30 protein-coding genes are annotated in these 26177 nt (G+C 69.8%); 18 read left to right on the top strand and 12 right to left on the bottom strand.

Annotation, left to right across the window (positions count from 1 at the left end):
• Positions 1-252: 252 nt before the first annotated feature.
• The 6 genes from FDZ84_RS01155 (at position 253) to FDZ84_RS01130 (ending at position 7394) form a co-directional block, all read left to right on the top strand.
• Positions 253-1311 carry a 2-hydroxyacid dehydrogenase gene (locus FDZ84_RS01155; RefSeq protein WP_168584323.1) on the top strand — a complete coding sequence of 353 codons (1059 nt, stop codon included), beginning with the start codon at positions 253-255 and terminating at the stop codon, positions 1309-1311.
• Positions 1308-2771 (top strand): FGGY-family carbohydrate kinase, encoded by a 1464-nt coding sequence (locus FDZ84_RS01150; RefSeq protein ID WP_168584322.1) that lies wholly within the window; start codon positions 1308-1310, stop codon positions 2769-2771. Before FDZ84_RS01155 ends, FDZ84_RS01150 begins: the two co-directional genes overlap by 4 nt.
• A 31-nt stretch (positions 2772-2802) precedes the next feature.
• Positions 2803-4530: a dihydroxyacetone kinase family protein gene (locus FDZ84_RS01145; protein WP_168584321.1), complete on the top strand. Its 1728-nt coding sequence runs from the start codon at positions 2803-2805 to the stop codon at positions 4528-4530.
• Between the two features lie 70 nt (positions 4531-4600).
• A complete protein-coding gene (locus FDZ84_RS01140; RefSeq protein ID WP_168584320.1) occupies positions 4601-5092 on the top strand; it encodes a ribose-5-phosphate isomerase in 492 nt (163 codons plus the stop codon).
• Positions 5093-5104: 12 nt separating this feature from the next.
• The gene (locus tag FDZ84_RS01135; RefSeq protein WP_168584319.1) at positions 5105-5746 is read left to right on the top strand and encodes a class II aldolase/adducin family protein; all 642 of its coding nucleotides are present in this window, start codon (positions 5105-5107) and stop codon (positions 5744-5746) included.
• Between the two features lie 337 nt (positions 5747-6083).
• Positions 6084-7394 carry a GNAT family N-acetyltransferase gene (locus FDZ84_RS01130; RefSeq protein WP_168584318.1) on the top strand — a complete coding sequence of 437 codons (1311 nt, stop codon included), beginning with the start codon at positions 6084-6086 and terminating at the stop codon, positions 7392-7394.
• Between the two features lie 87 nt (positions 7395-7481).
• Here FDZ84_RS01130 and idi read toward each other — a convergent pair whose 3' ends face one another.
• From idi to FDZ84_RS38460, 3 genes are all read right to left on the bottom strand, one after another.
• Positions 7482-8060: an isopentenyl-diphosphate Delta-isomerase gene (gene idi / locus FDZ84_RS01125; protein WP_168584317.1), complete on the bottom strand. Its 579-nt coding sequence runs from the start codon at positions 8058-8060 to the stop codon at positions 7482-7484.
• 130 nt (positions 8061-8190) lie between these two features.
• Positions 8191-8916, bottom strand: coding sequence for a zinc-binding dehydrogenase (locus tag FDZ84_RS01120; protein ID WP_246869284.1), 726 nt, complete (start codon positions 8914-8916; stop codon positions 8191-8193).
• Positions 8802-9404, bottom strand: coding sequence for a peptidase dimerization domain-containing protein (locus FDZ84_RS38460; RefSeq protein ID WP_246868720.1), 603 nt, complete (start codon positions 9402-9404; stop codon positions 8802-8804). Before FDZ84_RS38460 ends, FDZ84_RS01120 begins: the two co-directional genes overlap by 115 nt.
• Here FDZ84_RS38460 and FDZ84_RS38455 point away from each other — a divergent pair.
• Together FDZ84_RS38455 and FDZ84_RS01105 are read left to right on the top strand one after the other, a co-directional pair.
• On the top strand, positions 9324-9665 hold the full coding sequence (locus FDZ84_RS38455) for an amino acid permease C-terminal domain-containing protein (RefSeq protein WP_246868719.1): 342 nt from the start codon (positions 9324-9326) through the stop codon (positions 9663-9665). The two genes, FDZ84_RS38460 and FDZ84_RS38455, sit on opposite strands and share 81 nt — an antisense overlap.
• A gap of 11 nt (positions 9666-9676) precedes the next feature.
• Positions 9677-10219, top strand: a complete 543-nt coding sequence (locus tag FDZ84_RS01105; protein WP_371812755.1) for a GNAT family N-acetyltransferase — start codon at positions 9677-9679, stop codon at positions 10217-10219.
• 165 nt (positions 10220-10384) lie between these two features.
• On the opposite strand, the gene FDZ84_RS01100 is transcribed toward FDZ84_RS01105, so the two are convergent.
• Positions 10385-10609 carry a hypothetical protein gene (locus tag FDZ84_RS01100; protein WP_168584315.1) on the bottom strand — a complete coding sequence of 75 codons (225 nt, stop codon included), beginning with the start codon at positions 10607-10609 and terminating at the stop codon, positions 10385-10387.
• A 484-nt stretch (positions 10610-11093) separates the two neighbouring features.
• Here FDZ84_RS01100 and FDZ84_RS01095 point away from each other — a divergent pair, with 484 nt between their 5' ends.
• The 3 genes from FDZ84_RS01095 to FDZ84_RS01085 all read left to right on the top strand — a co-directional run bounded on the left by FDZ84_RS01095 (position 11094) and on the right by FDZ84_RS01085 (position 12744).
• A complete protein-coding gene (locus tag FDZ84_RS01095; RefSeq protein WP_168584314.1) occupies positions 11094-11939 on the top strand; it encodes a helix-turn-helix transcriptional regulator in 846 nt (281 codons plus the stop codon).
• Positions 11932-12108, top strand: coding sequence for a DUF397 domain-containing protein (locus FDZ84_RS01090; RefSeq protein ID WP_168584313.1), 177 nt, complete (start codon positions 11932-11934; stop codon positions 12106-12108). Before FDZ84_RS01095 ends, FDZ84_RS01090 begins: the two co-directional genes overlap by 8 nt.
• A gap of 444 nt (positions 12109-12552) precedes the next feature.
• Positions 12553-12744, top strand: coding sequence for a hypothetical protein (locus FDZ84_RS01085; protein ID WP_246868718.1), 192 nt, complete (start codon positions 12553-12555; stop codon positions 12742-12744).
• A gap of 86 nt (positions 12745-12830) precedes the next feature.
• On the opposite strand, the gene FDZ84_RS01080 is transcribed toward FDZ84_RS01085, so the two are convergent.
• Complete coding sequence (locus FDZ84_RS01080; RefSeq protein ID WP_246868717.1) at positions 12831-13532, bottom strand: Mut7-C ubiquitin/RNAse domain-containing protein; 702 nt, start codon at positions 13530-13532, stop codon at positions 12831-12833.
• A gap of 513 nt (positions 13533-14045) precedes the next feature.
• Positions 14046-14240, bottom strand: a complete 195-nt coding sequence (locus tag FDZ84_RS01075; protein WP_168584311.1) for a hypothetical protein — start codon at positions 14238-14240, stop codon at positions 14046-14048.
• Here FDZ84_RS01075 and FDZ84_RS01070 point away from each other — a divergent pair.
• The 3 genes from FDZ84_RS01070 to FDZ84_RS01060 all read left to right on the top strand — a co-directional run bounded on the left by FDZ84_RS01070 (position 14239) and on the right by FDZ84_RS01060 (position 16443).
• The gene (locus FDZ84_RS01070; protein ID WP_168584310.1) at positions 14239-14730 is read left to right on the top strand and encodes a hypothetical protein; all 492 of its coding nucleotides are present in this window, start codon (positions 14239-14241) and stop codon (positions 14728-14730) included. The two genes, FDZ84_RS01075 and FDZ84_RS01070, sit on opposite strands and share 2 nt — an antisense overlap.
• A 94-nt stretch (positions 14731-14824) precedes the next feature.
• Positions 14825-15178: a VOC family protein gene (locus tag FDZ84_RS01065; RefSeq protein WP_210435388.1), complete on the top strand. Its 354-nt coding sequence runs from the start codon at positions 14825-14827 to the stop codon at positions 15176-15178.
• A gap of 572 nt (positions 15179-15750) precedes the next feature.
• Complete coding sequence (locus FDZ84_RS01060) at positions 15751-16443, top strand: hypothetical protein (RefSeq protein WP_246868716.1); 693 nt, start codon at positions 15751-15753, stop codon at positions 16441-16443.
• Positions 16444-16565: 122 nt separating this feature from the next.
• Here FDZ84_RS01060 and FDZ84_RS01055 read toward each other — a convergent pair whose 3' ends face one another.
• The 5 genes from FDZ84_RS01055 to efeU form a co-directional block, all read right to left on the bottom strand.
• On the bottom strand, positions 16566-17711 hold the full coding sequence (locus FDZ84_RS01055; protein WP_168584309.1) for a cation:proton antiporter: 1146 nt from the start codon (positions 17709-17711) through the stop codon (positions 16566-16568).
• A gap of 6 nt (positions 17712-17717) precedes the next feature.
• Positions 17718-18197, bottom strand: a complete 480-nt coding sequence (locus FDZ84_RS01050; RefSeq protein ID WP_168584308.1) for a cation:proton antiporter regulatory subunit — start codon at positions 18195-18197, stop codon at positions 17718-17720.
• 241 nt (positions 18198-18438) lie between these two features.
• Complete coding sequence (gene efeB / locus FDZ84_RS01045) at positions 18439-19671, bottom strand: iron uptake transporter deferrochelatase/peroxidase subunit (RefSeq protein WP_168584307.1); 1233 nt, start codon at positions 19669-19671, stop codon at positions 18439-18441.
• Positions 19668-20783, bottom strand: a complete 1116-nt coding sequence (gene efeO / locus FDZ84_RS01040; RefSeq protein WP_168584306.1) for an iron uptake system protein EfeO — start codon at positions 20781-20783, stop codon at positions 19668-19670. The genes efeB and efeO overlap by 4 nt, the downstream gene beginning before the upstream one ends.
• Positions 20780-21625, bottom strand: a complete 846-nt coding sequence (gene efeU, locus FDZ84_RS01035; protein ID WP_168584305.1) for an iron uptake transporter permease EfeU — start codon at positions 21623-21625, stop codon at positions 20780-20782. The genes efeO and efeU overlap by 4 nt, the downstream gene beginning before the upstream one ends.
• Positions 21626-22428: 803 nt before the next feature.
• Here efeU and FDZ84_RS01030 point away from each other — a divergent pair.
• The 4 genes from FDZ84_RS01030 to FDZ84_RS01010 all read left to right on the top strand — a co-directional run bounded on the left by FDZ84_RS01030 (position 22429) and on the right by FDZ84_RS01010 (position 25460).
• Entirely contained in the window at positions 22429-22665 is a 237-nt protein-coding gene (locus FDZ84_RS01030; protein WP_168584304.1) for a biotin/lipoyl-containing protein, read from the top strand.
• A gap of 74 nt (positions 22666-22739) precedes the next feature.
• Positions 22740-23816, top strand: coding sequence for a J domain-containing protein (locus tag FDZ84_RS01025; RefSeq protein ID WP_168584303.1), 1077 nt, complete (start codon positions 22740-22742; stop codon positions 23814-23816).
• 100 nt (positions 23817-23916) lie between these two features.
• Positions 23917-24318 (top strand): DoxX family protein, encoded by a 402-nt coding sequence (locus FDZ84_RS01020; RefSeq protein ID WP_168584302.1) that lies wholly within the window; start codon positions 23917-23919, stop codon positions 24316-24318.
• 455 nt (positions 24319-24773) lie between these two features.
• Positions 24774-25460 (top strand): dienelactone hydrolase family protein, encoded by a 687-nt coding sequence (locus FDZ84_RS01010; RefSeq protein WP_210435387.1) that lies wholly within the window; start codon positions 24774-24776, stop codon positions 25458-25460.
• Positions 25461-25549: 89 nt separating this feature from the next.
• On the opposite strand, the gene FDZ84_RS38450 is transcribed toward FDZ84_RS01010, so the two are convergent.
• A complete protein-coding gene (locus tag FDZ84_RS38450; protein ID WP_246868715.1) occupies positions 25550-25930 on the bottom strand; it encodes a hypothetical protein in 381 nt (126 codons plus the stop codon).
• Positions 25931-26177: the final 247 nt, after the last annotated feature.

Raw genomic sequence — 26177 nt, 5'->3', positions numbered from 1 at the left:
CCCACCCACACCATCCACCAACAGGCTCTTAAAGCAGCGGTAGCCGCTTGCGGTGTGGGACTCAGCTTGCACCGCCGCGGGTTCTCAGACTGGTCCCACCCCGCCGGGGTTCTCTGCGAGGACAGCCCCGACGTGGCGTATTGGGCATACGCGATGTCGGGGATCCCGCAGTCGAGAAGGCTTCTGAGGTTCCGCTACCGGCACCGCCAAGCAAGCCAGCCACGAGACAGCCTTCGTGAAAAAGGAGTCCTCATGACCAGTGTTCTGGCCGCAGGTGACCACTTCGTCGCGCCCGAGGTGTTCGTCGACGCCCTGCGCCGCAGCGCCGGTTCGCACGACCTGCAGTTCAACACCCTGAAGCTGCCGTGGCCCGTCGAGCCGTTCGGGCCGGTCGGCAACGTCCACGAGGCCAGCGGCACCGAGCAGCAGCTGCTCGACGCGCTCGGCGGCGTGGAGATCGTCGCCACCCAGATGGCGCCGTTCACCGCGGACGTGCTGGCCAACAGCCCGCAGCTGAAGTTCGTGGGCGTCTGCCGCGGCGGCCCGGTGAACGTGGACCTCAAGGCCGCCACCGACAACGGCGTGATCGTCAGCTACGCGCCCGGCCGCAACGCCGCCGCGGCCGCCGAGTTCGCCGTCGGGCTGATCCTCGCCGCGCTGCGCCGCATCCCCGGCTCGGACGCCGAGCTCAAGGCCGGCAACTGGCGCGGCGACTACTACGCCTACGAGAACGCCGGCATCGAGCTGGAGGGCTCGACCGTCGGCCTGGTCGGCTACGGCGCGATCGGCAAGATCGTGGCCCGGGTCCTGAAGGCCTTCGGCGCGCACGTGCTGGTGTCCGACCCGTTCGCGCAAGCCGAGGATGCCGCCCGCGACGGCGTCGAGCTCGTCGAGCTGGAGGCGCTGCTGCGCCGCAGCTCGGTCGTCAGCCTGCACGCGCGGCTGACACCGGAGACCAAGAACCTGCTCAACGCCGACAACCTCAAGCTGCTGCCGGAAGGCGCGGTGCTGATCAACTCCGCCCGGGGCGGGCTGCTCGACTACGCGCCGCTGCCGGAGCTGCTGAACTCCGGCCGCCTCGGCGCGCTGGCGGTGGATGTCTACGACATCGAGCCGCCGCCGCGCGACTGGCCGCTGTTCGGCGCGCCCAACGTCATCACCACCCCGCACCTGGCCGGGGCGACCCGCCAGACCGCGCACCGCGCCGCAGGCATCGTCGCCGACGAGGTCGCCCGGTTCCTGGGCGGCGAGCGCCCCCGCTTCGTCGCCAACCCGGACGTGCTGGCCAAGTTCGAAGGTCTGCGGCCATGATCGTCGGGGTCGATGTCGGCACATCGGTGACCAAGGCGTCGCTGCTCAACCGCGACGGCACGGCGCTGGTCACGCACAGCAAGCGCAGCACGTTGAACCGGCTGCCGGGCGGGCGGGTCGAGCAAGACCTCGAAGAGGTCATCGGCTCGGTGATCCAGGTGGTGCGCGAGGTCGCCGCTGCGGCCGAGCAGGTCGGCGAGCCGATCGAGGCCCTGGCCATCACCGGCCAGGGCGACGGGCTATGGCTGCGCGACCACCAGGGCCAACAGGTCGGACCGGCCATCTCGTGGCTGGACGCGCGTGCCGCGGACGTGCTGGACCGCTGGGCACAATCCGGTGTGCAGCGGCGGGTTTTCGGGCTCACCGGGTCGGGGATGTTCCCCGGTTCGGCCGGCCCGCTGCTGGCGCACCTGGCCGGGCACTCCCCGGAGCGGCTGGAACGCGCCGCGGTCGCCGGGTACTGCGTCGACGCGATCGTGCAGCGCTTCACCGGCGAGATCACGGTCGACGCCTCCGACGCGTCGCTGCCGTTCCTGGACGTGCCGAGCCGCAGCTACTCGCAGGAAGCGCTGCAGGCCTGCGGCGTGGCCGAGTACCGCACGCTGCTGGCCGAACCGGCCCCGCCGAACAAGCTGTTCGCGCTGGACAGCAAGAGCGCCAAGGGGCTGGGGCTGCCCGCCGGTCTGCCGGTGTCGGCCGGCCCGTTCGACCTGCCCGCCTGCGCGTTCGGCTCCGGCGTCAGCAACGTCGGCGACGGCAGCCTGGTGATCGGCACGACCCTGGGCTGCCAGGTGCTGCGCGACGAGGTCGCCATCGACCCGGACGGCGAGGTCGCGGGCATGTGGCTGGCGACGCCGCTGCCGCAGCGGTACCTGCGGGTGATGCCCGCGATGGTCGGCACCGCCAACCTGGACTGGGTGCTGAGCATGGTCGGCGCCGGCGTGGACCAGCTGGAAACGTTGCTGGGCAACAGCAAACCCGGTGCCGACGGGGTGTCGGCGCTGTCGTTCCTGTCCAGCTCCGGCGAGCGCGCGCCGTTCGTCGAACCGCACGCGCGCGGCCAGTTCACCGGGCTGTCGCTGGAAACCACGCAGTCCGACCTGGTGCGCGCCATGTGCGAGGCGGTGGCCTACGCGGCGCGGCACAACCTGGAAACCGCGGGCCTGACCGGTGAGGTCTCGGCGTGCGGCGGTGGTGCGCGATCGGCGGCGTGGAGCCAGATCTTCGCCGACGTGCTGGGCCGACCGCTGCACGTGCCTCACGAGGAAGGCGTGGGCGCGCGCGGCGCGGCGATGACCGCGTGGGACTCGCTGGGCGAGCCGGTGGACCGCGAGAAGTGGGCCGCGGCCCGGCGCACCGTGGTGCCGCACCCCAGCGCCGTGGAGTTCTACGAGCGCGGCTACCGCGAATACCTTGCATCGATCGACCGCGCCCGCCCGCTGTGGGGCGCGACCTCCTGACCCATCAAGACCTGGCGCTGAGGAGCAGCAGATGACGCGCTTGTACGACGACCCCGCATCGTTCACCGAGGACATGGTGACCGGTTTCGTGGCAGCGCACCCCGAACACGTCCGGCGGGTGCCGGGCGGGGTGGTGCGGGCGAAACGCGCGCGCAAGGACAAGGTCGCGGTGGTCACCGGCGGTGGATCCGGGCACTACCCGGCCTTCTGCGGGGTGGTCGGGCCGGGCTTCGCCGACGGCTCGGTCATCGGCAACATCTTCACCTCGCCGTCGGCCGACGACGCCTATTCGGTGGGCCTCGCGGCCGACCGGGGTGCGGGGGTGGTGTTCTCGTTCGGCAACTACGCCGGCGACAACATGAACTTCGGGCTGGCGGTGGAACGCCTGGAACGCGACGGGGTCCGCGCGCACAACGTCGTGGTGACCGACGACGTGGCCAGCGCCCCGGCGGCGGAGCAGACCAAGCGCCGCGGCGTGGTCGGTGACTTCGTGGTCTTCAAGGTCGCCTCGGCAGCGGCCGAGGAGGGCTATTCCTTCGACGAGGTGGTGCGGGTCGCCGAGCACGCCAACGCGCGCACCCGCAGCCTCGGCGTGGCCTTCGGCGGCTGCACGCTGCCGGGCCAGGACCAGCCGCTGTTCGAGGTGCCGGAAGGGCGGATGGGCCTCGGGCTGGGCATCCACGGCGAGCCGGGCGTCTCCGAAGGCGACCTGCCGTCGGCGTCGGAGCTGGCGAAGATCCTGGTCGACGGCCTGCTCGCGGAGGCCCCGGAAACGGGTGGGGAGAAGCCGCGGGTGACGGCGATCCTCAACGGGCTGGGCGCCACCAAGTACGAGGAACTGTTCGTGGTCTGGGGCACCGTGTCCCGGCTGCTGGCCGAGGCCGGCCTGGAGGTCGTCGCGCCCGAGGTGGGTGAGCTGGTGACCAGCCTCGACATGGCAGGTTGCTCGCTGACGCTGACCTGGCTGGACCCGGAACTGGAGCGGCTGTGGCAGGCCCCGGCCGACACTCCCGCCTACCGCAAGGGGAATGTCGCGCTGGCCGAGACGGAAGAGTCCGAAGAGGACGATGAACTGCCGGCGGCGTCCGAGAAGGTGACCGTGGTGGCCCCGCCGGAAGGCCAGGCGACCGCCGCGGTCGTGGCGAAGGCCCTGCACGCGGTGGCGGATCTGTTGCACGACAAGGAAGAAGAACTCGGGCGCCTCGACGCGATCGCGGGCGACGGCGACCACGGCCGCGGCATGACGCGCGGCAGCGCGGCCGCGGTGGCGGCCGCCGACGAGGCCGCGGCGCAGGGCGTCGGCCCGGCGGCGGTGCTGGTCGCAGCCGGTGACGCGTGGGCAGCCAAGGCCGGTGGCACCTCGGGCGTGCTGTGGGGCGCGGCGCTGCGGTCGTTCGGCGACCTGCTGCCCGACCACCGCGCGGCGATGGCCAACGACCTGACGGCGGGTGCTTCGGCGGCGCTCGCGGCGGTGCAGCGGCTCGGTCGAGCGGAGCTCGGCGACAAGACGCTGGTCGACGCGCTGGTTCCGTTCGTGGAGGAACTGCGCCGTGCCGTCGAGGAGGGTGCGACGGGCACCGAGGCCTGGCAGCAGGCCGCGAAGGCGGCGACGAAGGCCGCCGAGCAGACCGCGGAGCTGCGGCCCCGCACCGGCCGCGCCCGGCCGCTGGCCGAGCGCAGCGTCGGAACCCCGGACCCGGGTGCGACGTCGCTGGCACTCGCGCTCAACCGGGTCGGGGCCGTGCTCGCCGGAAACTGATGGGCTCGCCGGAACCTGATGGGCTCGCCGGAAACTGATGGGCTCGCCGGAACGGGAAGGATGAGGCGAAGTGAGTGAGCAGGCGCCGTTGCGCATCGTGGTCGGCTCCGACGACGCGGGACTGCAGTACAAGGAAGCGCTGAAGAAGGACCTGGAGAACGATCCCCGGGTGGCCAGCGTGGCGGACGTGGGCGTCGGCTCCGACGAGCACACCGCCTACCCGCACGTGGCCGTCAACGCCGCGCGCCTGGTCGCCGAAGGCGAAGCGGACCGCGCGCTGCTGGTGTGCGGCACCGGGCTCGGCGTGGCGATCAGCGCGAACAAGGTGCCGGGCATCCGGGCCGTCACCGCGCACGACAGCTACTCGGTGGAGCGGTCGGTGCTCAGCAACAACGCCCAGGTGCTGTGCATCGGCCAGCGCGTGGTCGGCCTGGAGCTGGCGCGCAAGCTGGCGTCGGAGTGGCTGGGCTACCGGTTCGACGAGTCTTCGCCGTCGGCCCGGAAGGTTGCCGCGATCAACGGCTACGAGTCGGTGCCGGGCGCATCCGGCGCCACATGTTGAACGAGGGATGAAGTGAGCAGTTCGCGACTGGCCGAACAGCGGCGCGAGGTCATCGAGATCGCCCGGCGGATGACGGCGGACCGGTTGGTGGTCGGCACCTCCGGCAACGTGTCGGTCCGCTGCGGCGACCTGGTGGCGGTGACGCCGTCGGGCGTCGACTACGACAAGCTGGCGGTGGACGACATCCCGCTGGTGGACCTCACCGGCAACGTGGTCGAGGGCGATCTCAAGCCCACGTCCGAACTGCCGATGCACCTCACCGCCTACCGGAAGCACGACGCCGGGGCAGTGGTGCACACGCACTCGCTGCACGCTACCGCGTTGTCGTTGCTGCGCAACGATGTTCCGGCGGTGCACTACCAGCTCGCGGACTTCGGCGGCACGGTGCGGGTGGCGGAGTACGCCACCTTCGGCAGCGACCAGCTGGCCGAGACGATGTCCGACGCCCTGGCGGGACGCGCCGGATGCATCCTGCGCAACCACGGGACGATCACCATCGGAGCCGGCCTGTCTCAGGCCTACAACCGGGCGCGGCAGCTCGAGTGGCTGTGCGAGCTCTGGCTGACCGCGACCCGGGCAGGTTCCCCGAGCCTGCTCAGCGACGAGGAACTGGCCCGCTGCGCGGAACTGTTCGCGGGCTACGGCCAGGAATAGCCGCCCGCCGGGTCCCGTGGTGCTGGGATGAGGTCCCGGAGGTATTCGCGGTGTTGGGCGGGTAGCGCTCTGCCGCCTGGTCGTGGTGGGCGTTTGAAGTCCACCGTGCGAGGTGGGATGAACATGGGGCGCCCGTCGCGCATCGCGATGTCCCAGCGCTGACTGTGCAGGGCGCGGTGGTGATGCCCGAAAAGCATCACCATGTTCGACAATTCGGTCGCCCCACCGTCGATCCACGTGCTCGACGTGGGACCGCCTTGGGGCGTGATGTTCGCCCGTTAACCCCGCTGTCATCCCAGGTCAAGCGCCCGCAATACGGCGCGGGAAACATGGTGGCATGACTTCCGGACAGCATCGTCACGCGCGCGAGGATTGGACCCGCGAACTCATCGAGCTGGCCGCGCTGCTCCTGGCGGCGGGGACGGCGAACGTGTTCGTCACCGGGGTGCAGAGCCAGGCCGGCGGAACGCTGGCGCTGCTGTTTATCGGTGCCGTTCTGCTGGTAGCGAGTGCCGCGAGGTGGTGGCGGCATCGCCGGCGCCCGTCCGCCCAGACCACTGCGCCGGCCGCAGTGCCGATCCCAGAGGTGGTGAACGTGCAGCAGACGCTGTGGCGGCTGCGCGCGTCGGTGACCGACACACCGGGCCGGTTGGCGCGCCTGGCCGGTGGCCTGAGCGCGCTCGGCGCGGACATCCGGACCATGCAGGTCCACCCCGTGGCCGGTGGCGTGGTGGACGAGGTTCTGCTGCATGTGCCGACACGGGTGAGCAGGCGGGAGCTGATCGCCGCCGTCGAGACCGCCGGTGGTTGCGAGGTGACCGCGGAGCGGGCGGATGTCCGCGAGCTCGACGACGTGCCGACCCGGACCGCGAACCTGGCGATCGACCTGGTCAACGGCCGCACCGACCTGATCCGGGCGCTGCGCGCGCTGCTGGGGCAGGTCGCGGTGCACTGGCGGGAAGCGCCCGAGCCGTCGCTGGAGGTCGGTTCGTTCACCGGCGGCGCGATGTGCCTGGCGGACCCCGGCGGCGGGGTGCTGGTTCTGGAGCGGCCCGGCGGTTCCTTCACCCCGGCGGAGTTCGCGCGGGCGCGGGCCGTGGTGGACCTGGCCGAGAGCTGCCGCGCGCGGGTGCGGCCGGTGCTGGACGTCGCGCGCACCGCGAGCGGCGCGGAGTTGACGGTCCGGCTCGCGGACCGGGCGGACGTGGAACTGGTTTCCGCTTTCCACGAGCGCTGCTCCAGCGCGGCCCGCTACCGAAGCTGCTTCAGCCCCGGACCGACGCCGGGGGAGCGCGGCCTGCAGCGGCTGCTCACCCCTGCCCTGGGGCGATCGCTGCTGGCGCTGGCGCCGGACGGGGACGTGGTCGGCATGGGGAACCTGATGTACGACGGGGATTCCGGGGAGCTGGCCCTGCTGGTCCGCGACGACTGGCAGCGGCAGGGCGTCGGGACCGCCTTGGCGCGCAAGCTGGTCGAGCAGGCCGAGGAACTGGGGATCGGCACGCTGACCGCGCACACCGACGTCGACAACACTGCGATCGCGCGGACGCTTCGCGGCGCCGGGCTGCGACTGGTCGGCGCGCCGGAGCCGGGCGAGTGGAGCTGGTCGCGGGAGCTGCGACCGGAGGCCGGCTCCGCGGTGACGTAGCCTTCGGCGTGGTCGTGGCCAGCGTCGCCGGCTTCCCGGTCCGCACCGCGGCACTCGCGGCGGTGCGGACCGGGAACCTGAGGGCGGTCAGCCCACGTGCGCGGCGGGGGGCAGGTCGGCCGCGGCGCCCTTGGGCCACTGGGCCGGTTCCGGGCCGAGCTCGACCAGTTGGCGGACCTGCAGCGCGCACCATGCGGACACCTCGGTCTCCTCCGCGAGGACCTCCGCGCTGAATTTTTTCCAGTCCACCCAGCGAGTTGCGGCGACCTCGTCAGGGTTGGGCTGCGGGGTGTTCTCGGTGAAGGCGACGAAAACCGGGCACTTCTCGTTCTCTACCACGCCGTTGGGCATCGTGGCGCGGTACTGGAAGCCGGGCAGCACCAGCTCCAGGCCGCGCACGGTGAGCCCGAGCTCCTCGCCGAGCCGCCGGGTGATCGCCGCCTTCATGTCCTCTTTGGGCCCCGGGTGGCCGCAGCAGGTGTTGGTCCACACGCTCGGAAAGGTGCGCTTGTGGTGCGCCCGCTGGGTCAGCAGGAACTCGCCCCGGCCGTTGAACACGTAGCAGGAGAAGGCCAGGTGCAGCGGTGTGTCCTGGTGGTGCACGATCGCCTTGTCCTCGACCCCGATCGCTTGACCGGATTCGTCGAGCAGAACTACCTGTTCCACAGCCGTACCTCCAGGGCTTGACTCGGTGTGCCGGACCGCGCACCAGGCGGGGACGTTACGACAAACCAGGCGGTTCCCGCCACCTGATCTCGATCACCGACGTCGTGCGAACACCGCGGCTTCTCGCGTCTCACGGAGTCGGCCGCAACACCACCTTGCCATAGGTTTCGCGGTTCTCCAGGGCGGCGTGCGCCTTGGCCGCTTCGGCCAGCGCGAACGGCGGTCCTACCAGCGGCCGCAGGCTGCCGTCGGCGAGGGCGGCCAGCGCCTCGTTCTCCAGGGTCCGCATGCCCCCGGGCACCTTCAGCAGGTTCGGTCCGAGGGCGACGTTCGCGGCCAGCGCGCGGGCGAGCAGGTCGTCGGAGGTGAACTGGTGCTCGCCGAACTCCCTGCCGTACATGATGATCCGGCCGCCGGGCCCGAGGAGGTCGAAGGCGGCGCGGCCGTACTCGCCGCCGGCGCCGTCGAGCACCAGGCTCACCGCGCGCCCGTCGAGGGCCTCGCGGACCGACTGGGCCCAATACGGCGCGGTGTAGTCGACGGCGACGTCGGCGCCGAGCTTCCGCACCTTGGCGACCTTGGCCGCCCCACCGGCCGCGCCCACCACGGTCGCGCCGATGTTGCGGGCGTGCTGCACCGCCAGCGCGCCGATGCCGCCGGCGGCCGAGGTGACCAGCACGACGTCGTCGGCGGTCGGCTGCGCGGTGCGCAGGATGGACATGGTGGTCCGCCCGGTGCCGATCATCGCGACCGCCGCGTCGAAGTCGGCGCCGTCGGGCAGCACCTGCAGCGCCTCGACTTCGCGGACCGCCAGCTCGGCGTAGCCGCCGCTGGCCATGCCGAGGTGGGCGACCACGCGCCGCCCCAGCCATTCCACGTCGACGCCCGCGCCGAGCTCGTCGACCACCCGCGACCTGGTGGACTCGGTCTACGACCGCGTTCCGCTGATCCGGTCCAACGCACCGGACGCCTTCCGGGCAACCGTGATCCCGCAGCACGAGCTCTGCCACGCCGTCGCGGACCGCGATCCCGGCATCCCCTCGAAGCCGGTCGAGGAGCTCCACGACTCGGTCGAACGGTACGCGGAGGCGCGGCGTGCGCCTTGGCCGCTTCGGCCAGCGGAGCGGGGCTGTCAGCGGAGGCGGTAGGTGATCTCCACAGGGTGCCGGAGAACTCGGTCTGCATCGCCACGTCGTGGTGGATGAACTCGCGGCGCACCGACGGCAGCAGCAGGGAGTCGATGGTGTCCAGCAACTCCTGCTCGTGGCCGGGCAGGAAGCGCCCGTCCACCGCGGCGGTGGCGCGACCCGGGATGACGTTGGTCTGGTAGCCGCCGTCGATCATCGTGGAGTTCGCCGAGTTGCGCAGGATCACGTCGACCAGGTCGGCCACCGGCCCCATCTTCTTCAGGATGATGTCCACATCGGACGGATCGAAGCCGGCGCCGAGCAATTCGGCGGCGCGCTCCAGCAGCACCCGCACCGGCTCGACTGGGTCACCTGGGCGCGCTTCATCGGCTGGATGGTCGTCGGCCTGCTGGTCTACGGGTTCTACGGCTACCGGCGGTCGGCGCTGGCGGACAAATCGGTCGCAGGAATGCGCTGATCGCTGCCAGGATGGGTGCTATGACCGAAGTGCGTACGGCGCATACCGCCGACCTCGACGAAGCGACGCGCAAAGCCGCCCGGGCACTGCTCTGGGACGTGTTCGAAGACGACATGGCAGAACACGACTGGGAGCACTGCCTGGGCGGCATCCACACCCTGGTGTGGGAAGGCGACGAGCTGATCGGCCACGCGGCGGTGGTCCAACGGCGTCTCCTGCACGCCGACCGAGCCCTTCGCACGGGCTACGTCGAGGGCGTCGCGGTGCGAGCGGACCGACGGCGCCGGGGCATCGCGGCGGCGATGATGGCGGAGCTGGAGGGGGTGATCCGCCGCGCGTACGACCTCGGAGCGCTGGGCGCCAGCGACGAGGGAGCGGCGCTTTACGAGGCGCGGGGCTGGCAGCGTTGGCAGGGGCCGACCTTCGCCCTGGCTCCGACGGGAACTCAACGCACGGAGGACGAAGACGGCTTCATCTTCGTCTTTCCGGGGGAAGTCCCGCTGGACCTGACCGGCTCGTTGACCTGCGACTGGCGCGACGGCGACGCCTGGTAGCGGCGGCTCCAGTGCTCGTGAGTGTTCGTTCCGGTAAGAACCGGAACGAACACTCACGAGCACTGCGGGGCCCGGTAGCCGGGCGGGGTCGGGGGCAGGTGCCCGGCTACCGGGAGGATCGGCGCGGTGATCGGGGAGGGGCCACGCGCCGATCCGGCCAGGGGGTCAGGCGGCTCGGGGAGGCTCGTCCGCTTCGGACAGGGGAGCGCGGAGCCGGTGGCGGCCGGTGTACTCGGCGTCGCGTTCGGCTTCGATGTCGTCGATGAGCTGCCAAACGTCGTAGGCGTCCTCGCCCGCGTCGCCGTGCTGCGGATTCGATCCCGGGATGAACAGCATCGCGAAGATGACGACGTTGAACGCGATGAGAGTGCCGAGTTGCAACCAGAACATGACGCGTCCCTCCCGGCCTGCCACCGTCCGATGTGGTCAGATCAGCGCTCTCGCTTGACGCATTCCTGATTCCGCAAGTGCCCTGTCGGAGAACCCCGGCGGCCGGTCAGGTCGGAGCGGACTGGATTCACAGCCCTGCTGTGCGGTTCGGCAATCTGCAAGCAAACCGAGCAGCGCGGCCGGGCCGTGGTCGGATGCCCGACGTCGGCCCACATGACTTCCGCGCCGCACTCGCCAGCCCCGCCGGGCCAAAGCACGAAATGCGTGTCCAAGGCCCGCAATCCAGGCGAAGGCAACCACCGAGGCCAAACCTCCAACACCAACACCTCCACGTTGCCCGTTTCTCCGGTGAACGTCTTGTTGTCAAATAGTCCAGCAACGGCGGTAACTACACAAGGTGTTACCGTGATCGCAACAAGTGATGTTCGGTGGAAGGCTTGGACGCGGTGCGCATTGCACGGCGACGACCACATGGAGTCGGGACATGGCTAGAACTCCGAAAGGGCGGGCGCTCGGGGGTGCGCTCCGGCAGGCTCGCGAGGATCGAGGTCTGAAGCTGCGGGAGTTCGCTTCAACGCTCGGACGTGACCCGGGAGTCCTCTCGCGTTGGGAAACAGGTGAGCGAACTCCGAAACCTGAGCAAGTCGCCCAGATTCTCACGGCACTCGGCGTGGTCGGGGAGCGATACGAGGAGATCGTCGGCCTTGCCTACGACACCGACGCTCCGCAGTGGGTGGCTACGCGGTTGCCGGACCAGAAGCAACAGCTGTCTGCCCTGGTCGATTACGAACAGAACGCCTCGGAGATCATCGAGGTAGCTCCGCTGCTGATCCCGGGATTGTTGCAGACAGGCAGCTACGTTCGGGCGATCATGTCCGGCGGTGGCGTTCCGTCCGGCGAGATCGCGACGCGAGCTGCGATCAGGATTGGCCGAAAGGACGTCATCCTCCGCAATGAACCGGCTCGCCTGCTTGCATTGGTGGGCGAAGGAGCGCTGCGGCAAGTGGTCGGAGATCGCGACACGATGATCGAGCAACTCCGGCACCTGGCCGACATGAGCGAGAGGCCGAACATCGACTTGCGGATCGTGCCCTACAGGAGCGGCTGGAACCCGTCTCTGGAGGGTGGATTTCTGCTGATCAAGCACGAGAAACTTGATCCTGTGGTGGCTCTGGAGAACAGGCGGTCCGGGTTGTTCCTGCACGAGTACGACGACGTGACCGTGTACGAGCAAGCTGTGGAGCAGACAGCCCAGGTCGCTTTGAACTCCAAGGCATCGATGATGCTGCTTCGCAAGGCAGTCAAGAACGTGGAGGGGCTGAATGAGTGATCAAGTTTTGTGGCGGAAGTCCAGCCGGAGCCAGAACCTGCATACGTGTGTCGAGTTATCCAGCCCGCCCGGCCTGATCCGGGACTCGAAGGACCCGGACGGACCAACGCTGAGCGTCGACGTCGCCGGTTTCCTGCGGGCGGTCAAGGCTGGTCGCTTCGAACGCTGACCGCACCCCGTTCGGCCGAGAGGCCAAGGGCGCCTTTTGCCAACTTGCTCGGCGAGAGGTGCCCTTCATCCCGTCTCGTCCCCGTCCCCGGGTGCTGGGGTCCGCAACTTCAATGGAAATCAGAGCTTCGATTTCAATGGAAATTGCGGATGACCGCGTTGCCCGCGAGGAGCCGCACAGCACCTGCCGCTTGTAGGGCGCGCCTTCGACGTCCTGCGCGAGCATCTGCTCCGCGTTGTCGAGGTACCAGCGGACGCCGTCCAGGCAGCGGTCCACGTCGGCGCACGCGGCCTTCCACGGCTTGCCGATCTCCCAGTCGAGCAGCAGCGTCAGGTCGTCGTGGAGCAGGGCCCATCGCCTCAACCGCGGCGGCCACCGCGGTCTGGCGGTGCTCGAAGGTCGTCTGCGCCCACGTGCGCTGCGCCCTGGCAGCAGTTGGCCGAGGTGATCTCGGGGCGTGCGAAGGCGGCCTGGTTCACCTTCGCCGACGCCCGCGACGCGCCCGCCGGGCACGGCGTCTGCTCCTCCGACGAGTGGATCAACGGCCCGAGCAGCCCGCTGGTGGAGTCCTTCCACCCGGACGTCGACGGCCACGCCAAGGCGTACCTGCCGGTACGCAACGACATCACCGGCTGACTGCCTGCACTTGGTGGCGGGTGGCGATTTCGCGCGAAATCGCCACCCGCTTCGCACCAGACCCGCCGATTTCGCGCGAAATCGCCTCAACCGCCGGGGTGCGCGGCGCGGGCGGACCGGATGATCGCGTCGATCCGCCGGGAGTGCGCGCCTCGCCAGTACACCTGCGCGCAGTCCTCGCAGCGCGCGTAGTCGTCGTAGTGGCGGCGAGTCCCCGGCTCGATCTCGGCCTGGACGTCCTCTTTGGACACCGGGCGCAGGACGCCGTTGCAGGCCGTGCAGCGGGTCCACGGCTCGAGGGGAGGCGCGAACCGGCCGATGACGTCGACCATCTGCCGCGCCGGGTCCGCACCCCGCACGTAGGCCCCCGCCCGCAGTACCCGGCGGCGCAGGATGCCGCGGTCCTGGGTCAGCAGCACCCGCCGCTCCCGTTCGGCCTGCTGGATCAGCTCGTCGTCGGTGGCATCGTTGCGATAGGCGGTGTCGATGCCCAGCAGCCGCAGCCGCCGGGCCAACTTCCCGAGGTGCACGTCCAGCACGAACCGCGGTGGCGACGACTGCGGCCGGTCGACGGGCCGGATGTCGATCGCCGCACCGGGATGCGGTTGCAGAGCGGGTGTTGCAGGCGAGCCGTCGACCAGGAAGCGGCCCACCTCGGTCAGTGGAACGCCCAGCGACTCGGCGATGTGCCCGACCGTCGCGGTGCCGTCGTAGGGCAGGTCGAGGCGCGCCACCCGATGCCGAGGAGCGGTGAAGAACCACAGCTCGGGATCGATGCGCACCCGCACGCTCGCTTCCGCTACCACCTGTCCATGGTTTGCCGCCGCAGGAGATCCTGCTCGGTTTGGCCACCCCGCCGAACTACCGGACGCCCGCAGCAGCCGGATTCACGAACACCCCTCACGATTTAACCTCGAGCCAGAGGGCAAGGGACAAGCCCAGTTGGTTCCAGGGCTGGCGCCTGTGAGCCAGATGGATGTGACCGCCATCCGCACAGGCGCCAGCAGCTGCAGGCTATGGGCAAGGACGTGGGATCCAAATGGCATGGATCACGTTTCAGCCCCCTACTTCCGTGGGCGACCACGTGTTCGCTGCCAGTGAGGAATGCTCTGCGGCGAGGTCGGGAGGGTGAGGGTGAGACCTGCGCCCCGGCACTGCGGACAGAGGCGCCGGCCGCTGACGAACTCAGGGGAATTGCTTCCGCTGTAGTGGGCTTGACGGCCTCGACTTCACGTTCGTCGTTGCAGTGGGCGCATTTGCCCGAGGCCAGCAGATGCTCGGCAGCGCTTCGGCCGCCCGGATCACTCGCATCCGCAGTTCGCGGAGGTGATCCGTTCCTCGTCCGGTCGTGCGTGGCGTCCGGCGACCTCGGCTTCGACCAGTGCGGCTTCGACCAGTGCGGCTTCGACCAGTGCGGCTTCGACCAGTGCGGCTTCGTAGGCGCGCACGGCCTTTTCGACGGCGGGTCCGACCTCGGTCCGCTCGGGTTGGCGCATGATCGTCGGCCGTTCGATCCTCCCGCCCCTTGGTCAGCCGCCCATGGAGGCGGTAGACCGTCATGACGATCGCGATGCACCAGAAAATCGCCGGCGGCAGCGTGCGGCGCGGATCGCGGACCTCCTCGCCCGCTGTGGAGACCGTGTCCATCCCGATGTCGGAGAAGACACCATGGACGCGGCGGTACCGATGCCCGTGATGCCGAACGGCGGGTCCGCGACGGACCCGACCGGCGGGCGAATGTTCTTGCGCGGCACCACGTTGCCCGACGGCCGACGGGCCGATGCGCTGCTGGTTTCGGACCAGGCCAGGGTGGTTCTGGACCTGCCGCCGGTGGGGCTGCGACCCGGAGACCCGACCGGACTCCTCGCGATCCGGGCGGCGGACCTGGACGAAGCGGCGGCGGGCGCGACCGAGGATCGGGCCGTCTTCCACCGCAGCCGACTCGTCGCCCGGGCCCAGGTGACCACGGCACTGCATCACTACTGAGCGCGGCGCCGATGAGTTCTGGGCTCGCGGGCGGTCTGCACCTTCGGAACACCCCGCGAGCCCAGCGGCTCGCCCGATCAGGAAGGCACCTGCCGTGGCCATTCAGCCCATAATTATCACGTCCGACCTGGACCGGTTGCTGAACTTCTACACGAAGCTGTTCGGCGCGGTCGAGAAGTACCGCATCCCCGACGGCGAGCCGGCGTTCTTCATCGGCTTGCAGATCGACGACACCGAGCTCGGCCTGGTGATCGACCGGGACGTCGAGGTGGGCACGACCGGGCGCGTGCTGCTGAGCTTCGACGTCAGCGACGTCGACGCGCTGCTCGACCAGGTGGAAGCGCTCGGCGGCCGGGTCCAGGGCCCGCCGAACGACATGTCGTGGGGCCAGCGGGTCGCCCACATCTTCGACCCCGACGGCAACGCCGTGAACCTCACCTCCTCGTGAGTGGCAATTCCGGTTGTTACCGGCACGAGCACTCACGACTCCGCGCTGACGGCGGGGGCTCCTCGTGAGTGGCAATTCCGGTTGTTACCGGCACGAGCACTCACGAACCTCACGGGGGTTGGCGGCGGGGGCTGCCCGTGAGTGGCAATTCGGGTTCTTATACCGGAGTATTCACCCGCAAGGTGCACGCAGTTTATCCACATGGAGCCGAATTATCCACAGATTCTCCACGACCCCTGTTCAGCGCGCGGTTTCGCCCGGATTCTCGGTACATGTCGAAGAAACCAAAGTGGTCTCCTGATGCGAACCTATCGGTGGAGGACCAGGATCGATGGGCAAAGACGGTAACTTCCCAACACGACGTCGTCGGAGTCGGCCAGCTCCGTGACTTCGGGCTGTCCAGACATGTCATCCAGGCTCAGGTCGAAGCCCAGCGGTGGCGCCGGGTCCTACCAGGTGTCTACTCGCTGTTCACCGGGCCACTGCCGAGATCATCCCTTATCTCCGCTGCTTTGCTTTACGGCGGGGCGTGGGCGCTTCTCAGCCACCGAACAGCGGCCGAGGAATGGGGCATGTTTCCGGTTTCTGCGGACTCGCCGGTGCACATCACCCTGCCGTACAAGCAGTCGAGCGTCTCGCAACCGCCACTCGTCCAAGTGCACCGGTCCAGGGCGTTCAACTACATCGTCGCGCCGTCGGAACCACCTCGAACGAATCGGGAGGACACCATCATGGATCTCGCGGCCGCCGAACCGTCCGAGGACGCCGCACGAAACCTTTTCATCGATCTCGTTGGTTCGAACCGGATCGATCTGCGGAGGATCCACGACCAACTCGAGAAGCGACCACCGTTCCGCTACCGGGGGGTGATGAGGCACGCTCTGGACCTTCTCACCGGAGGTGCTCTTTCTGCCTTGGAAGCGGAGTACGTCCTCAAAGTCGAGCAAGCGCACGGGCTGCCGAGTGGGCGTCGGCAGGTCCCGTTCGTCGTTGACGGAATCAGGCTCTGGGAGGACGTCACCTACGACGACCACGAGGTCCGGCTGACGGTACGGCTGGATGGGCGGCAGTTCCACTCGACGAGTCGGATCGCATTCCGGGACAGGCGGCGTGACAACGCAGCAGAACTGGCCAACCGCTCCCGGCTGGTGTACGGCTGGCACGAAGTTCACCACGATCCGTGCGGCGTTGCGGTGGAGGTCCGGCGCGTTCTGGAGCGGGAAGGTTGGAGCGGAAGCGGCGAGAGCTGCCGAGATTGCGGGTGAACAAGACTCGTGAGTGCTCGTGCCGGTTCTTACCGGCACGAGCACTCACGACTCCGCGCTGACGGCGGGGGCTCCTCGTGAGTGGCAATTCCGGTTGTTACCGGCACGAGCACTCACGAACCTCACGGGGGTTGGCGGACAGGCGGGCTGAACCACCAGGTGATCAGCGGGCCAGCCACCGCCAGGACCAGGACGTAGCTGGTGGTCAGGGGGCCGAGGAGGGCGTCGTGGACGGTCACCAGGCTGACGATGATGATCGAGAACTCGCCGCGGACGATCAGCACGCTGCCCGCGCGCAACCGGCCCCGCCGCCCCGCCCCGGCACGGGCCGCCGCGTACCAGCCGCTGCCGATCTTGGTGAGTGCCGTCACGGCGGCCAGCGCGATCGCCACCGGCAGCACCGGCAGCAGCGAGGACGGGGCCACGGAGATGCCGATCGCCAGGAAGAACGCCGCCGCGAACAGGTCGCGCAGCGGCGCGACCACCGAGCGCACCCGGTCGGCCAACGGGCCGGTCAGCGCCAGCCCCACCAGAAACGCCCCGACCGCCGCCGAAGTGCCGGCCAGCTCCGCGATCGCGGCTACCACCAGCGCCAACCCGACGATCCGCAGCAGCAGCTGCTCGGTGTCGCGGTCCTCGACCAGGTGCCCGACGCGGTGCCCCCAGCGCCGGGACGCGCCCAGCGCCAGCAGCAGGACACCCACCGCGACCGCGACGCTCGCCAGGCCGTGCAGCGCCGTGCCCCCGGTGGCCAGCACCGCCAGGATCGGCAGGTACACCGCCATCGCGAAGTCCTCCAGCAGCAGGATCGACAGCACCGCCGGGGTTTCCCGGTTGCCCAGCCGGTGCAGGTCGTCCAGCAGCCGGGACACGATCGTCGATGACGACACCCAGGTGATCCCGGCCAGCGCCACGATGCCGGTCACGTCCAGCCCGAGCAGCCAGCCCGCCAGCGCGCCCGGCGCGGCGTTGACCACCATGTCCAGCAGCCCGGACGGGACGTGCTGGCGCAGCGTCACGGTGAACTCCTCGATGGAGAACTCCAGGCCGAGGGTCAGCAGCAGGAGCACTACCCCGATCGACGCGCCGACCTCCACGAAGTCGCGGGCCGCAGGCAGCGGCGCGATGCCGCCCTCGCCCACCGCCAGCCCCACCAGCAGGTACAGCGGGATCGGCGACACCCCGAAGCGCCGGGTCACCGCGCCGAGCGCACCGAGCACGATCAGGACGATCCCGAGTTCCAGCAGGAGGGCGATCGAGGTGTGCACGGCAGTTCATCCCGCCAGGATGCGTTCCACCCCGGTGATGCCCTGCTGCGTGCCGATCACCACGAGGATGTCCCCCGCCAGCAACCGCTGGCTCGGTGCGGGGGAGGCGATGACGTCCTCGCCGCGCACGATCGCCACGATCGACGCGCCGGTGCGGGTGCGCGCGCGTGTTTCGCCGAGGGTGCGGCCGTCGAACGCCGAGCCCGCGGTCACCTCCACCTGACCGGCGTTGAGCCCCGGCACCTCGCGGGTCAGATCGGCGAAGCGCTCGGCGATCCGCGGGGCGCCCAGGATCTCGGTGACGGCGTCGGCCTCTTCCGCGCTGAGCCGGAACAGCATCCGGACATCGTCGGGATCATCGCCAGGGTAGGCGACGAAGTCGAAGTCGCCGCGCCGCCGAGCCACCACGCCGATGCGCTGGCCATCGGTGGTGGTGAACTCGTACCGCAGCCCGACCCCGGGGAGCAGAACTTCGGTGACGTCCATGCGCTCATCATCGCGCCGCCGCGTCGCACCCGCCGGGTACGCGTCACGCGGTGACGCAGGTTGCTGCCGGCGGGCTCGCCGAGGTGGCCGGGGTCGATCTGCGTTGCCTGCCGCTACTGGCCACCGGCGGTTCGCGGCGCGGTAGCCGACCTGGCGCCGGGTGCAGCCGCCGACATGTATCGGGCCTATGTGGACGGCCCAGCGGGCCGAGTCGCGCTATTCTGGCGCTCGGCGTCCGGTGTCAGGATTCGAACAGGGAGTCGCCCCAGTGGCCTCCGGGTTGGGTTCCCGGTGGGCAGGCGAAGATCGCCGAACCGTTGTGCTGCAGGTACTCCATCATCGAGTCCTTTTTGGACAGCAGGCGCTGTACCGGGATGAACTGGGTGCGCGGGTCCCGGTTGAAGCACACGAAGAACAGCCCGGCGTCCAGCCGTCCGAGGCCGTCGGAGCCGTCGGTGAAGTTGTAGCCACGGCGCAACATCCTCGCCCCGCCGTGCGTTTCGGGCGCCGCCAGCCGGATGTGCGAGTCCTCCGCGATCCGCAACTCGCCGTCCGCGCCGCGGGCCTGCAGGTCGACCCGGTCGAACTCGCCGGTTCCGCCGTGCGGGGCGCCACTGCCCTTGGTGCGGCCGACGATGGTTTCCTGTTCGCCCAGCGACGTCCGGTCCCAGGTTTCGATGTGCATCCGGATCCGCCGCGCCACCAGGTAGGTGCCGCCGGACATCCACTGCGGGCCGTCGCCGGGCTGGGCCCACACGTGCCGGTCCAGCTCCTCGGTGTCCTCGGCCTTGAGGTTGTTCGTGCCGTCCTTGAAGCCGAAGAGGTTGCGCGGTGTGCTCTGCGATCGTGAGGTGGTGGAGGTCCGGCCGAACCCGAGCTGCGACCAGCGCACCGCGACCTTGCCGAATCCGATGCGCGCCAGGTTGCGCACCGCGTGCACCGCCACCTGCGGATCGTTGGCGCAGGCCTGCACGCACAGGTCGCCGCCGCTGCGCGCCGGGTCGAGGGCGTCGGCGGGGAAGTGCGGCAGGTCGACCAGCGCCGGGGGACGCCGGTCGGCGAGGCCGAAGCGCCCGTCGAACAGCGACGGGCCGAAACCAATGGTCAGCGTCAGCGCGGACGCGGACAGGTCGAGGGCCTCGCCGGTGTCGCCGGGCGGTGCCTCGGCGTGCCCGGCGACCGCGCCGTGCTCGACCGCCTCCAGCCCGGCGGTCATCCGCTCCGCGGCCTGGGTCCATTCCGCCAGCAGCGCGACCAGTTCCGCGCGGTCGGTCGTGGTCACGTCGAAGGCGACGAAGTGCATGCGGTCCTGGGCCGGGGTGGTGATGCCCGCCTGGTGCGGGCCGTGGAACGGCACCGTCGGTGCCTCGTCGCCGTGACTGCCCACGACGTATCCCGCCCCGGTGCCCACACCGGCCACCGCGACACCGGCTCCGGCCAGCCCGAACAGCCGGCGGCGGGAGACCCCGGTCATCGAGCCACCACGCCGGCGGTCTTGCTCAGCGGCTCGCTCAGCGCGTCCACGGCCGCCGCCAGTTCCTTGACCTGCTCCGGGGTCAGCTCGGTGTAGAGCCGGTACCCGTCGCCGACCTGGTAACGCGCCAGCAGCGCGTCCACCGCGGCGAACTTCTCGTCCAGGGTGGCCACCAGTTTCGGGTCCTTCTCGGTCAGGACCGGGCGCAGCGCGGTGACCACCTGCTTCGCGCCGTCCACATTGGCCTTGAAGTCCCACAGGTCGGTGTGCGAGAAGATCTCTTCCTCGCCGGTGACCTTGCCGGTGGCGACCTCGTCGAGCAGCTCCTTCGCGCCGTTGGCGGCACCCGACGGGGTCAGCTCGACGGTCCGGGTCTGCGCCACGAGCTGGTCGACGTCGGCGAGGAGCTGGTCGGCGATCGCCGGGGTGTCCGGCTGCGGTCCGGTGACCCAGAGGTCCTTCTCCAGCCGGTGGAAACCGGTGAACTGCTGGCCCGGCTCCAGGTCGGCCTCCCGGCCGTCCATCCGCGGGTCCAGGTCGCCGAAGCTCTCCGCGACCGGCTCGATGCGCTCCCACGGAATCCGGGCTTGGGCGTACAGCTGCTTGGCCTGCGCCACATCGCCGGCCTTGACCGCCGCGACGAACCGGGTGGTCCTGGCCTTGAGCTCATCGGCCTGCTCGTCCACGTAGCGCTTGTAGTCGGTGACGGCCTGCGCCGCGGCGCCGCCCTGCGCGGCGGCCGTGCCGGTCACGGTGAAGTCGCCGCGGATGCCGTCGCCGCGCATGCCGGGCTTGCACGCGGTCGTGTACTTGCCGCCCTGCGGCACCTCGGCGACCAGCTGGCGGTTGAGGCCGGGGCCGATGTTCTCGACCTCGCTGATGATCCGGTCGCCCTCGCCGTAGAGGTAGAACTCGGTTACCTGGCTGCCCTTGTTGGTGATGTCGAAGCGGATCGTGCCGGCCGGGGCGGAGGTCGCCGACAGCGTGCAGGCGTCGTCCGAGGCGTCCACGGTGATGGCGCCGGGGGCGTCGCCGGCGGGTTGCCCGGCGCATCCGGCGGCGAGCAGGATCGCGCCGAGCGCGGGCAGCAGGGTGCGGGCGTTGGTGGTCACTTGGCGTCTCCGGTGCGGGTTTCGACGGGCCGGGCGGCACCGCGGTGGGGGCGGAGGAACAGGGCCAGCACGATCACGACGTAGCCGCCCCAGACGACGGCCTCGAGCACCGTGGTCTGCGGGGAGAAGTTGAAGATCCCCTTCAGCAGCGCGCCGTACCAGGAATTCGGCGGGACGTACTCGCTGACGTCGAAGGCCAGGGTGTGCAGGCCGGGCAGCAGCGAGGCCTCCTGTAGGTCGTGCACGCCGTAGGCGAAGACCCCGGCGGCGACGAAGACCAGCAGCACGCCGGTCACGGTGAAGAACTTCGACAGGTTGACCTTGATCGCCCCGGCGTAGAGCAGCCAGCCGAGCAGGATCGAGATCGTGATGCCGATCAGGAACCCGACCAGCGGCAGAGCGGTGCCGCCACCGGCGGACTGCACGCTGGAGAAGAAGAACACCGCGGTCTCCAGCCCTTCGCGCGCGACCGCCAGGAAGGCCACGGTGGCCACGGCGACCGGGCCCAGCTGCAGCGCCTCGTCGAGCTGTCCGCGCAGTTGGGCCGCCAGGGTGCGGCCGGCGCGGCGCATCCAGAAGATCATGCCGGTAACGAAGGCGACCGCGATGATCGAGGCGATCCCGCCGAAGGCCTCCTGGGCCTCGAAGCTCAACGTCGCCGCGGTGTAGGTGAGCACCGCGCCCAGCCCAACCGACAGCGCCACCGCCACGCCGACCCCGGCCCAGACCAACGGCAGCGCGCGGCGGCGTTCGGTGCGGACGAGGAATGCGACCAGAATGCTCACCACGAGTACGGCCTCCAGGCCTTCGCGCAGTCCGATCAACGCATTACTGAAAAGCATTCGCATCTTCCTCTGCCGGCGATCGACGGGGCATCAAGAAACTAGGTAAGCCTCACCTTGGTGTCAAACGAGTGTGAACTCCATGACACCCCGGTCGCGACCAGGCCCGACGATCTATTTCGGCCCGGTTTGACCTGGTTTTTCGATGCATGTCCGGAATGGTCGAATGCCTTTCTGGCCGAACCGGGCGGGGCGGCCACACTTGTTCCCAAGATCATTTGGTCGCCGGCCGGAATTCGATTCTGTCCTTTGTGGATCGAACTGCGGTTCCGGCAGGCTGGATCGCGAATTCCTTGATCTTGTTCGCCGAGTCGCGTCGGGTGTGCGGATTGTGGTTCGCGGGAGCATTGGGTCAGGTTTCGTCCCACGGGGCGAGGAATATCGGTTAAGCTGGCGGGGCATCGGTGGGTTTGACCGCCCGCCGACGACGACCTGGCGGTGCCGGGTGGGTCGCCGGAGCATCCCCGCTCCCCGGCCCGTCGTCTCGGCGTTCGACCGCAGAGCTAGCCGTGCCGGTCCAAGGCGCCACCTCAGACCGCGCGGCTGTCCCGGGTGGTCAAAAGGGAGAGGCGGCGAGAGCCGTCTCGGCCGCCCGCGTGGAAGAGCCCGCTGACCGGGAGGTCAGCGGGTTTTTTCGCTCCTCGGGCGGGGCGGCCGGCGGAGGCTCGTCCCCAACCGAGGTCGCGGCGAGCCCTGCTGGTCATGCCGGCTCCGCAAGGAACGCGCTCGGCACCCAAGCGATTGTTGAGCGGAATCGAGGCGGCGACTGGCGGCTCGGCGGGGGAGGGCGCACCGTACCGGGTATGTCCACTGTCAAAGCCAAGCAATCAGGCGTGTTCTACCGGCGTCCGGCCCCGGAGGCCGACCCGTATGTGCGCGAAGGCGGCCACGTCGACCCCGGCCAGACCATCGCGGTGATCGAGGCGGTGAAGACCTACAACCCGGTGAAGTCGGAAACCGGCGGCACCGTGACCCGGTTCCTGCTGGACGACGGAGCCCAGGTCTCCCCAGGACAAGAAGTCGCCGAAGTCACCGACTGAATTCCCCACGCGGTTGATCTTGAATCCTGCGCAAGCCCTATCATGGCCGCGCAGTGGTGGGAGGCGGGAGGACCGTGCGCGGGGTCGACTATTACGAGCTGCTGGGCGTGAACCGCGGCGCGACGGCAGCCGAGATCAAGTCCGCCTACCGGTCGCTGGCGCGCAGCATGCACCCCGATGTCGGCGGCACCGCGGGAACCTTCCGGTTGCTGCAGGAGGCCTACGAGACGCTCAATGACCCGGTGCGCCGTGCCGGCTACGACCGCGCGGACGAACCGGCTCGCCGCCCGCGGCCGGCGGAACGGCGCAGGCGGCGGCATTTCGGCGAAGACCCGGCCTACGTGCCGAAGATGCCGCGGCTGCGCTTGGACGACCTCCCGTGGTGGGACGCCGTCGATCCGGACACCCGGGTCCGCTACCTGCCCGTCACCGGCCCGGACCGCACGCCGACGCTGGCGCTGGTCGGCGGCTGGTCGCTGCTGCTGCTGGCCGGGCTCGCCGTCGAGCTCAGTGCGATGCTGCTGGCCGCGTGGCTTTCCCTGCTGGTGGCGTCCGGCGTGGTGATCGTGCTGCTGCTGCGGCGGCACATCCGGGCGCACCGGATCGACCGGTCGTTCACCGCGGAGTTCGGCGGCCGCCGGATCTTCGGCCTGCCGGACGGGCAGGACGAGCGGGCCCAGCAGCTGACCGCCGAGCTCTGCGCGAAGTACCTGACCCGGCTGCCGGGCGTGCGGGTGTTCCACGGGCTGGCGTGGCCGGACTCGGTGTTCGAGGACGTGCACCACGCGGTGCTGTGCGGGCGGCGGCTGGTGCTGGTGGAGTCCAAGAGCTGGCTGCCCGGCCACTACACCTCCGACGAGACGAGCGCGTTGTGGCGCAACGGCCATCCGTTCCGCGGCGGCACGACGAGCTTGCCGGACGGCATCGCCGCTTTCGAGGAGCTGCTGCCCGGTGTCGAGATCCGCGGCGTGGTGCTGATCTATCCCTGCCGCGCCGGTGACGTCACGACGGTGGAGCAGGACGGCGATCCGGTTTCCCCGATGACTCCGGCCCAATTCGTCCGCGACATCGGGCGCTGGCTCGCGCAGGACGCGGCATCGGTGGACCGCGAGGTGTTCACGGCGCTGCTGGACCAGGTCGTCAGGGACTGATCCGGCGCGACTCCTTCCGCCGGTGCCGATGAGTTTTCGCTCCGTCCCTTGTCGATACTGGTAGTCGGCAACATCAACGACGTGGAAAGGGCGTAACGCCATGACTACCAGTTCGAATGCGGCGGTTTCCCAGGGGCGGGGCGTGCACGTGGCGCTGTGGGTGCTCCAGGCACTGCTCGCGGCGTTCTTCGTGTTCGCCGCGGCCCCGAAGCTCCTCGGCGACCCGACGACGGTCCAGATGTTCGACTTGATCGGGTTCGGGCAGTGGTTCCGGTACCTGACCGGCACTCTCGAACTGCTGGGTGCCATCGGCCTGCTCGTGCCGCGGCTGGCCGGGCCGGCCGCGCTCGGCCTCGCCGGTGTCATGATCGGTGCGACGATCACCCAGGTGTTCGCGTTCCACGATCCGGGCACGGCGCTCATGCCGCTCGTCCTGGTGGTGGTGTTCCTGGCGGTCGCCTGGGGACGCCGCGCGTCGATCCCGTTCCTGACCGGTCGCTGACCGGCCGACTCCTGATGGCGGAACCCGGTGTCCCCGACCTCGGCCCGCAGATCGGCCGGGATCGCAGCGGGGCAAGCCGGCGGAGTGACGGCCGAGGCCACCGGGCACGCCCACCCGCACCCCGGAATCCGGTACCTGTCCACCTCCGACGCCGCACCCGTCACTGTCCACCCGACCTGGAACCCGCATCCTGCGCATCCGCGGTCCCGACCTTCCGGGAGCACACCCGGCGCGTCGTCGCCGCTGCCGTGTGACGCCAGTTCGATGCATCCCAAGAGGTTTCGCGAGGTTGGGATAATGCGTTGGGGCCCTGGCAGGCGGTCGTCGTCCTCGATACCTTGTCGATCTTCGCGGGGGCCGGCCCCGCGAGCGCCCGGCGGTGTGACCGTGTGCGATCAGCCCGGCCGGGCGCGAGGATGGGCCGGTCGGGGTCTGCCGGACGAAGGAGTACCAGCGTGACGAATCCGCACCAGAACGTCAGTTTCGCCAGCAACGGGCGCACCGCGCACGGTTACCTGGCGACGCCGTCCGGTTCGGGCCCCGGTGTGGTGGTGATCCAGGAGTGGTGGGGGCTCACGGACCACGTCGCCGATGTCGCGAACCGGCTGGCGGCCGAGGGGTTCGTCGCGCTCGCCCCGGATCTCTACGGCGGGCACACCACGCACGACGCCGCTGAAGCCGCGCGGCTGATGAAAGAGCTGCCCGTGGACCAGGCGGCGCGGGACCTCTCCGGTGCGGTCGACTACCTGCTGGCGCACGATTCGGTGACGAGTCCAGCCGTCGGGGTCGTCGGGTTCTGCATGGGCGGCAAGTTCGCGATCGTGCTCGCCGCGCAGCAGGGCGACCGGGTAGGCGCCGTGGTGCCCTTCTACGGGATGCCGTCGGTGGCGGACACGGACTTCTCCGGCCTGACGGCGCCGATGCTGTGTCACTTCGGCGAATACGACCGCAGCATCAGCATGGACGCGGTCGCCGAACTGCGCGACAAGATCCAGCAGCAGTCCGGCGTCCGTCCGCAAATCCACGTCTACCCGGCGGGGCACGCGTTCTTCAACGACCAGAACCGGGCGACGTACCACGAAGATGCGGCCCGCACCGCCTGGCCCCGAACCCTCGACTTCCTCCGCCGCCACCTGACCTGACGGCGGATTCGCGCGGGTTTGGTGCGGCGAACGGCCTGTTTACTTCTTCTCTCGGAGCGAACAGTCCGTTCGCTCCACCAGCAGCGCCGTCACTGCTGGCCGGCGAAGCGGGCGGGTTTCAGCGTCGGCAGGCCGGACTTGCCGACCAGCCGCTGCGGGCGGAAGCCGGCCAGGACTTCCGCCGGGCCGCCGGTGAGCAGTTCCTGGGCCGCGAGCTTGCCCAGCAGCGGGCCGAGGGTAGAGCTCGACGGCGATCGGGTATAACCTCGCGCAATTGACCGATCAATAGTGCTTTGGGTTGGTCGAATCTCAAGCGCATATGTACGGCCAATGTCTTTCGCGGGACAGCGTCGAGTGGATTGCCAACATTGTTCTGGCAAGGCAATGCTGGCGAACAATTGGCCGTACAAATCTTCCTCGCGCCAGCGATCGCGGGCGGCCAGTCGCGGGCTCTCCGCGAACTCCGCCATCGTGCGCATCCGCGCATTGGCGATGCCTATCTCCTCCAGTCGGGGCCTCGATCTCCGCGCTCGTCAGCCCCGCGAACACCGCCTCGATGGCCACAGTCAGCTCCGTGAATTTCCCGACCCCGCTTGGGGTTGGCGTCGAACCGCGGGTTGGCGGCCGGTTCTGGCTTCCGCGGCGACTTCGTCGAGCAGCCGGTCAGCCCCGCCAGCGCGGGCTTGGGCCTTTCTGCCGCCACACCAGCGCTATTGG

It is taken from the genome of Saccharopolyspora sp. ASAGF58 (assembly GCF_012277335.1).
Taxonomy (GTDB): domain Bacteria; phylum Actinomycetota; class Actinomycetes; order Mycobacteriales; family Pseudonocardiaceae; genus Saccharopolyspora; species Saccharopolyspora hattusasensis.
The sequence above is the reverse complement of the archived record's forward strand: the minus strand, read 5'-3'. Positions and strand labels throughout refer to the sequence as shown.

Coding starts and splice junctions, on each gene's coding strand:
- FDZ84_RS38460 (WP_246868720.1), bottom strand. CDS start 9,404: ATGATCGACGGCGGCTACCAGACCAACGTCATCCCGGGTCGCGCCACC.
- FDZ84_RS38450 (WP_246868715.1), bottom strand. CDS start 25,930: ATGGCGGAGTTCGCGGAGAGCCCGCGACTGGCCGCCCGCGATCGCTGG.
- FDZ84_RS01050 (WP_168584308.1), bottom strand. CDS start 18,197: ATGGACGTCACCGAAGTTCTGCTCCCCGGGGTCGGGCTGCGGTACGAG.
- FDZ84_RS01130 (WP_168584318.1), top strand. CDS start 6,084: ATGACTTCCGGACAGCATCGTCACGCGCGCGAGGATTGGACCCGCGAA.
- FDZ84_RS01100 (WP_168584315.1), bottom strand. CDS start 10,609: ATGTTCTGGTTGCAACTCGGCACTCTCATCGCGTTCAACGTCGTCATC.
- FDZ84_RS01075 (WP_168584311.1), bottom strand. CDS start 14,240: ATGCGCCAACCCGAGCGGACCGAGGTCGGACCCGCCGTCGAAAAGGCC.
- FDZ84_RS01095 (WP_168584314.1), top strand. CDS start 11,094: ATGGCTAGAACTCCGAAAGGGCGGGCGCTCGGGGGTGCGCTCCGGCAG.
- FDZ84_RS01145 (WP_168584321.1), top strand. CDS start 2,803: ATGACGCGCTTGTACGACGACCCCGCATCGTTCACCGAGGACATGGTG.
- FDZ84_RS01150 (WP_168584322.1), top strand. CDS start 1,308: ATGATCGTCGGGGTCGATGTCGGCACATCGGTGACCAAGGCGTCGCTG.
- efeB (WP_168584307.1), bottom strand. CDS start 19,671: ATGACCGGGGTCTCCCGCCGCCGGCTGTTCGGGCTGGCCGGAGCCGGT.
- FDZ84_RS01105 (WP_371812755.1), top strand. CDS start 9,677: ATGGGTGCTATGACCGAAGTGCGTACGGCGCATACCGCCGACCTCGAC.
- FDZ84_RS01070 (WP_168584310.1), top strand. CDS start 14,239: ATGATCGTCGGCCGTTCGATCCTCCCGCCCCTTGGTCAGCCGCCCATG.
- FDZ84_RS01060 (WP_246868716.1), top strand. CDS start 15,751: ATGTTTCCGGTTTCTGCGGACTCGCCGGTGCACATCACCCTGCCGTAC.
- FDZ84_RS01090 (WP_168584313.1), top strand. CDS start 11,932: ATGAGTGATCAAGTTTTGTGGCGGAAGTCCAGCCGGAGCCAGAACCTG.
- FDZ84_RS01155 (WP_168584323.1), top strand. CDS start 253: ATGACCAGTGTTCTGGCCGCAGGTGACCACTTCGTCGCGCCCGAGGTG.
- FDZ84_RS01030 (WP_168584304.1), top strand. CDS start 22,429: ATGTCCACTGTCAAAGCCAAGCAATCAGGCGTGTTCTACCGGCGTCCG.
- efeU (WP_168584305.1), bottom strand. CDS start 21,625: ATGCTTTTCAGTAATGCGTTGATCGGACTGCGCGAAGGCCTGGAGGCC.
- FDZ84_RS01020 (WP_168584302.1), top strand. CDS start 23,917: ATGACTACCAGTTCGAATGCGGCGGTTTCCCAGGGGCGGGGCGTGCAC.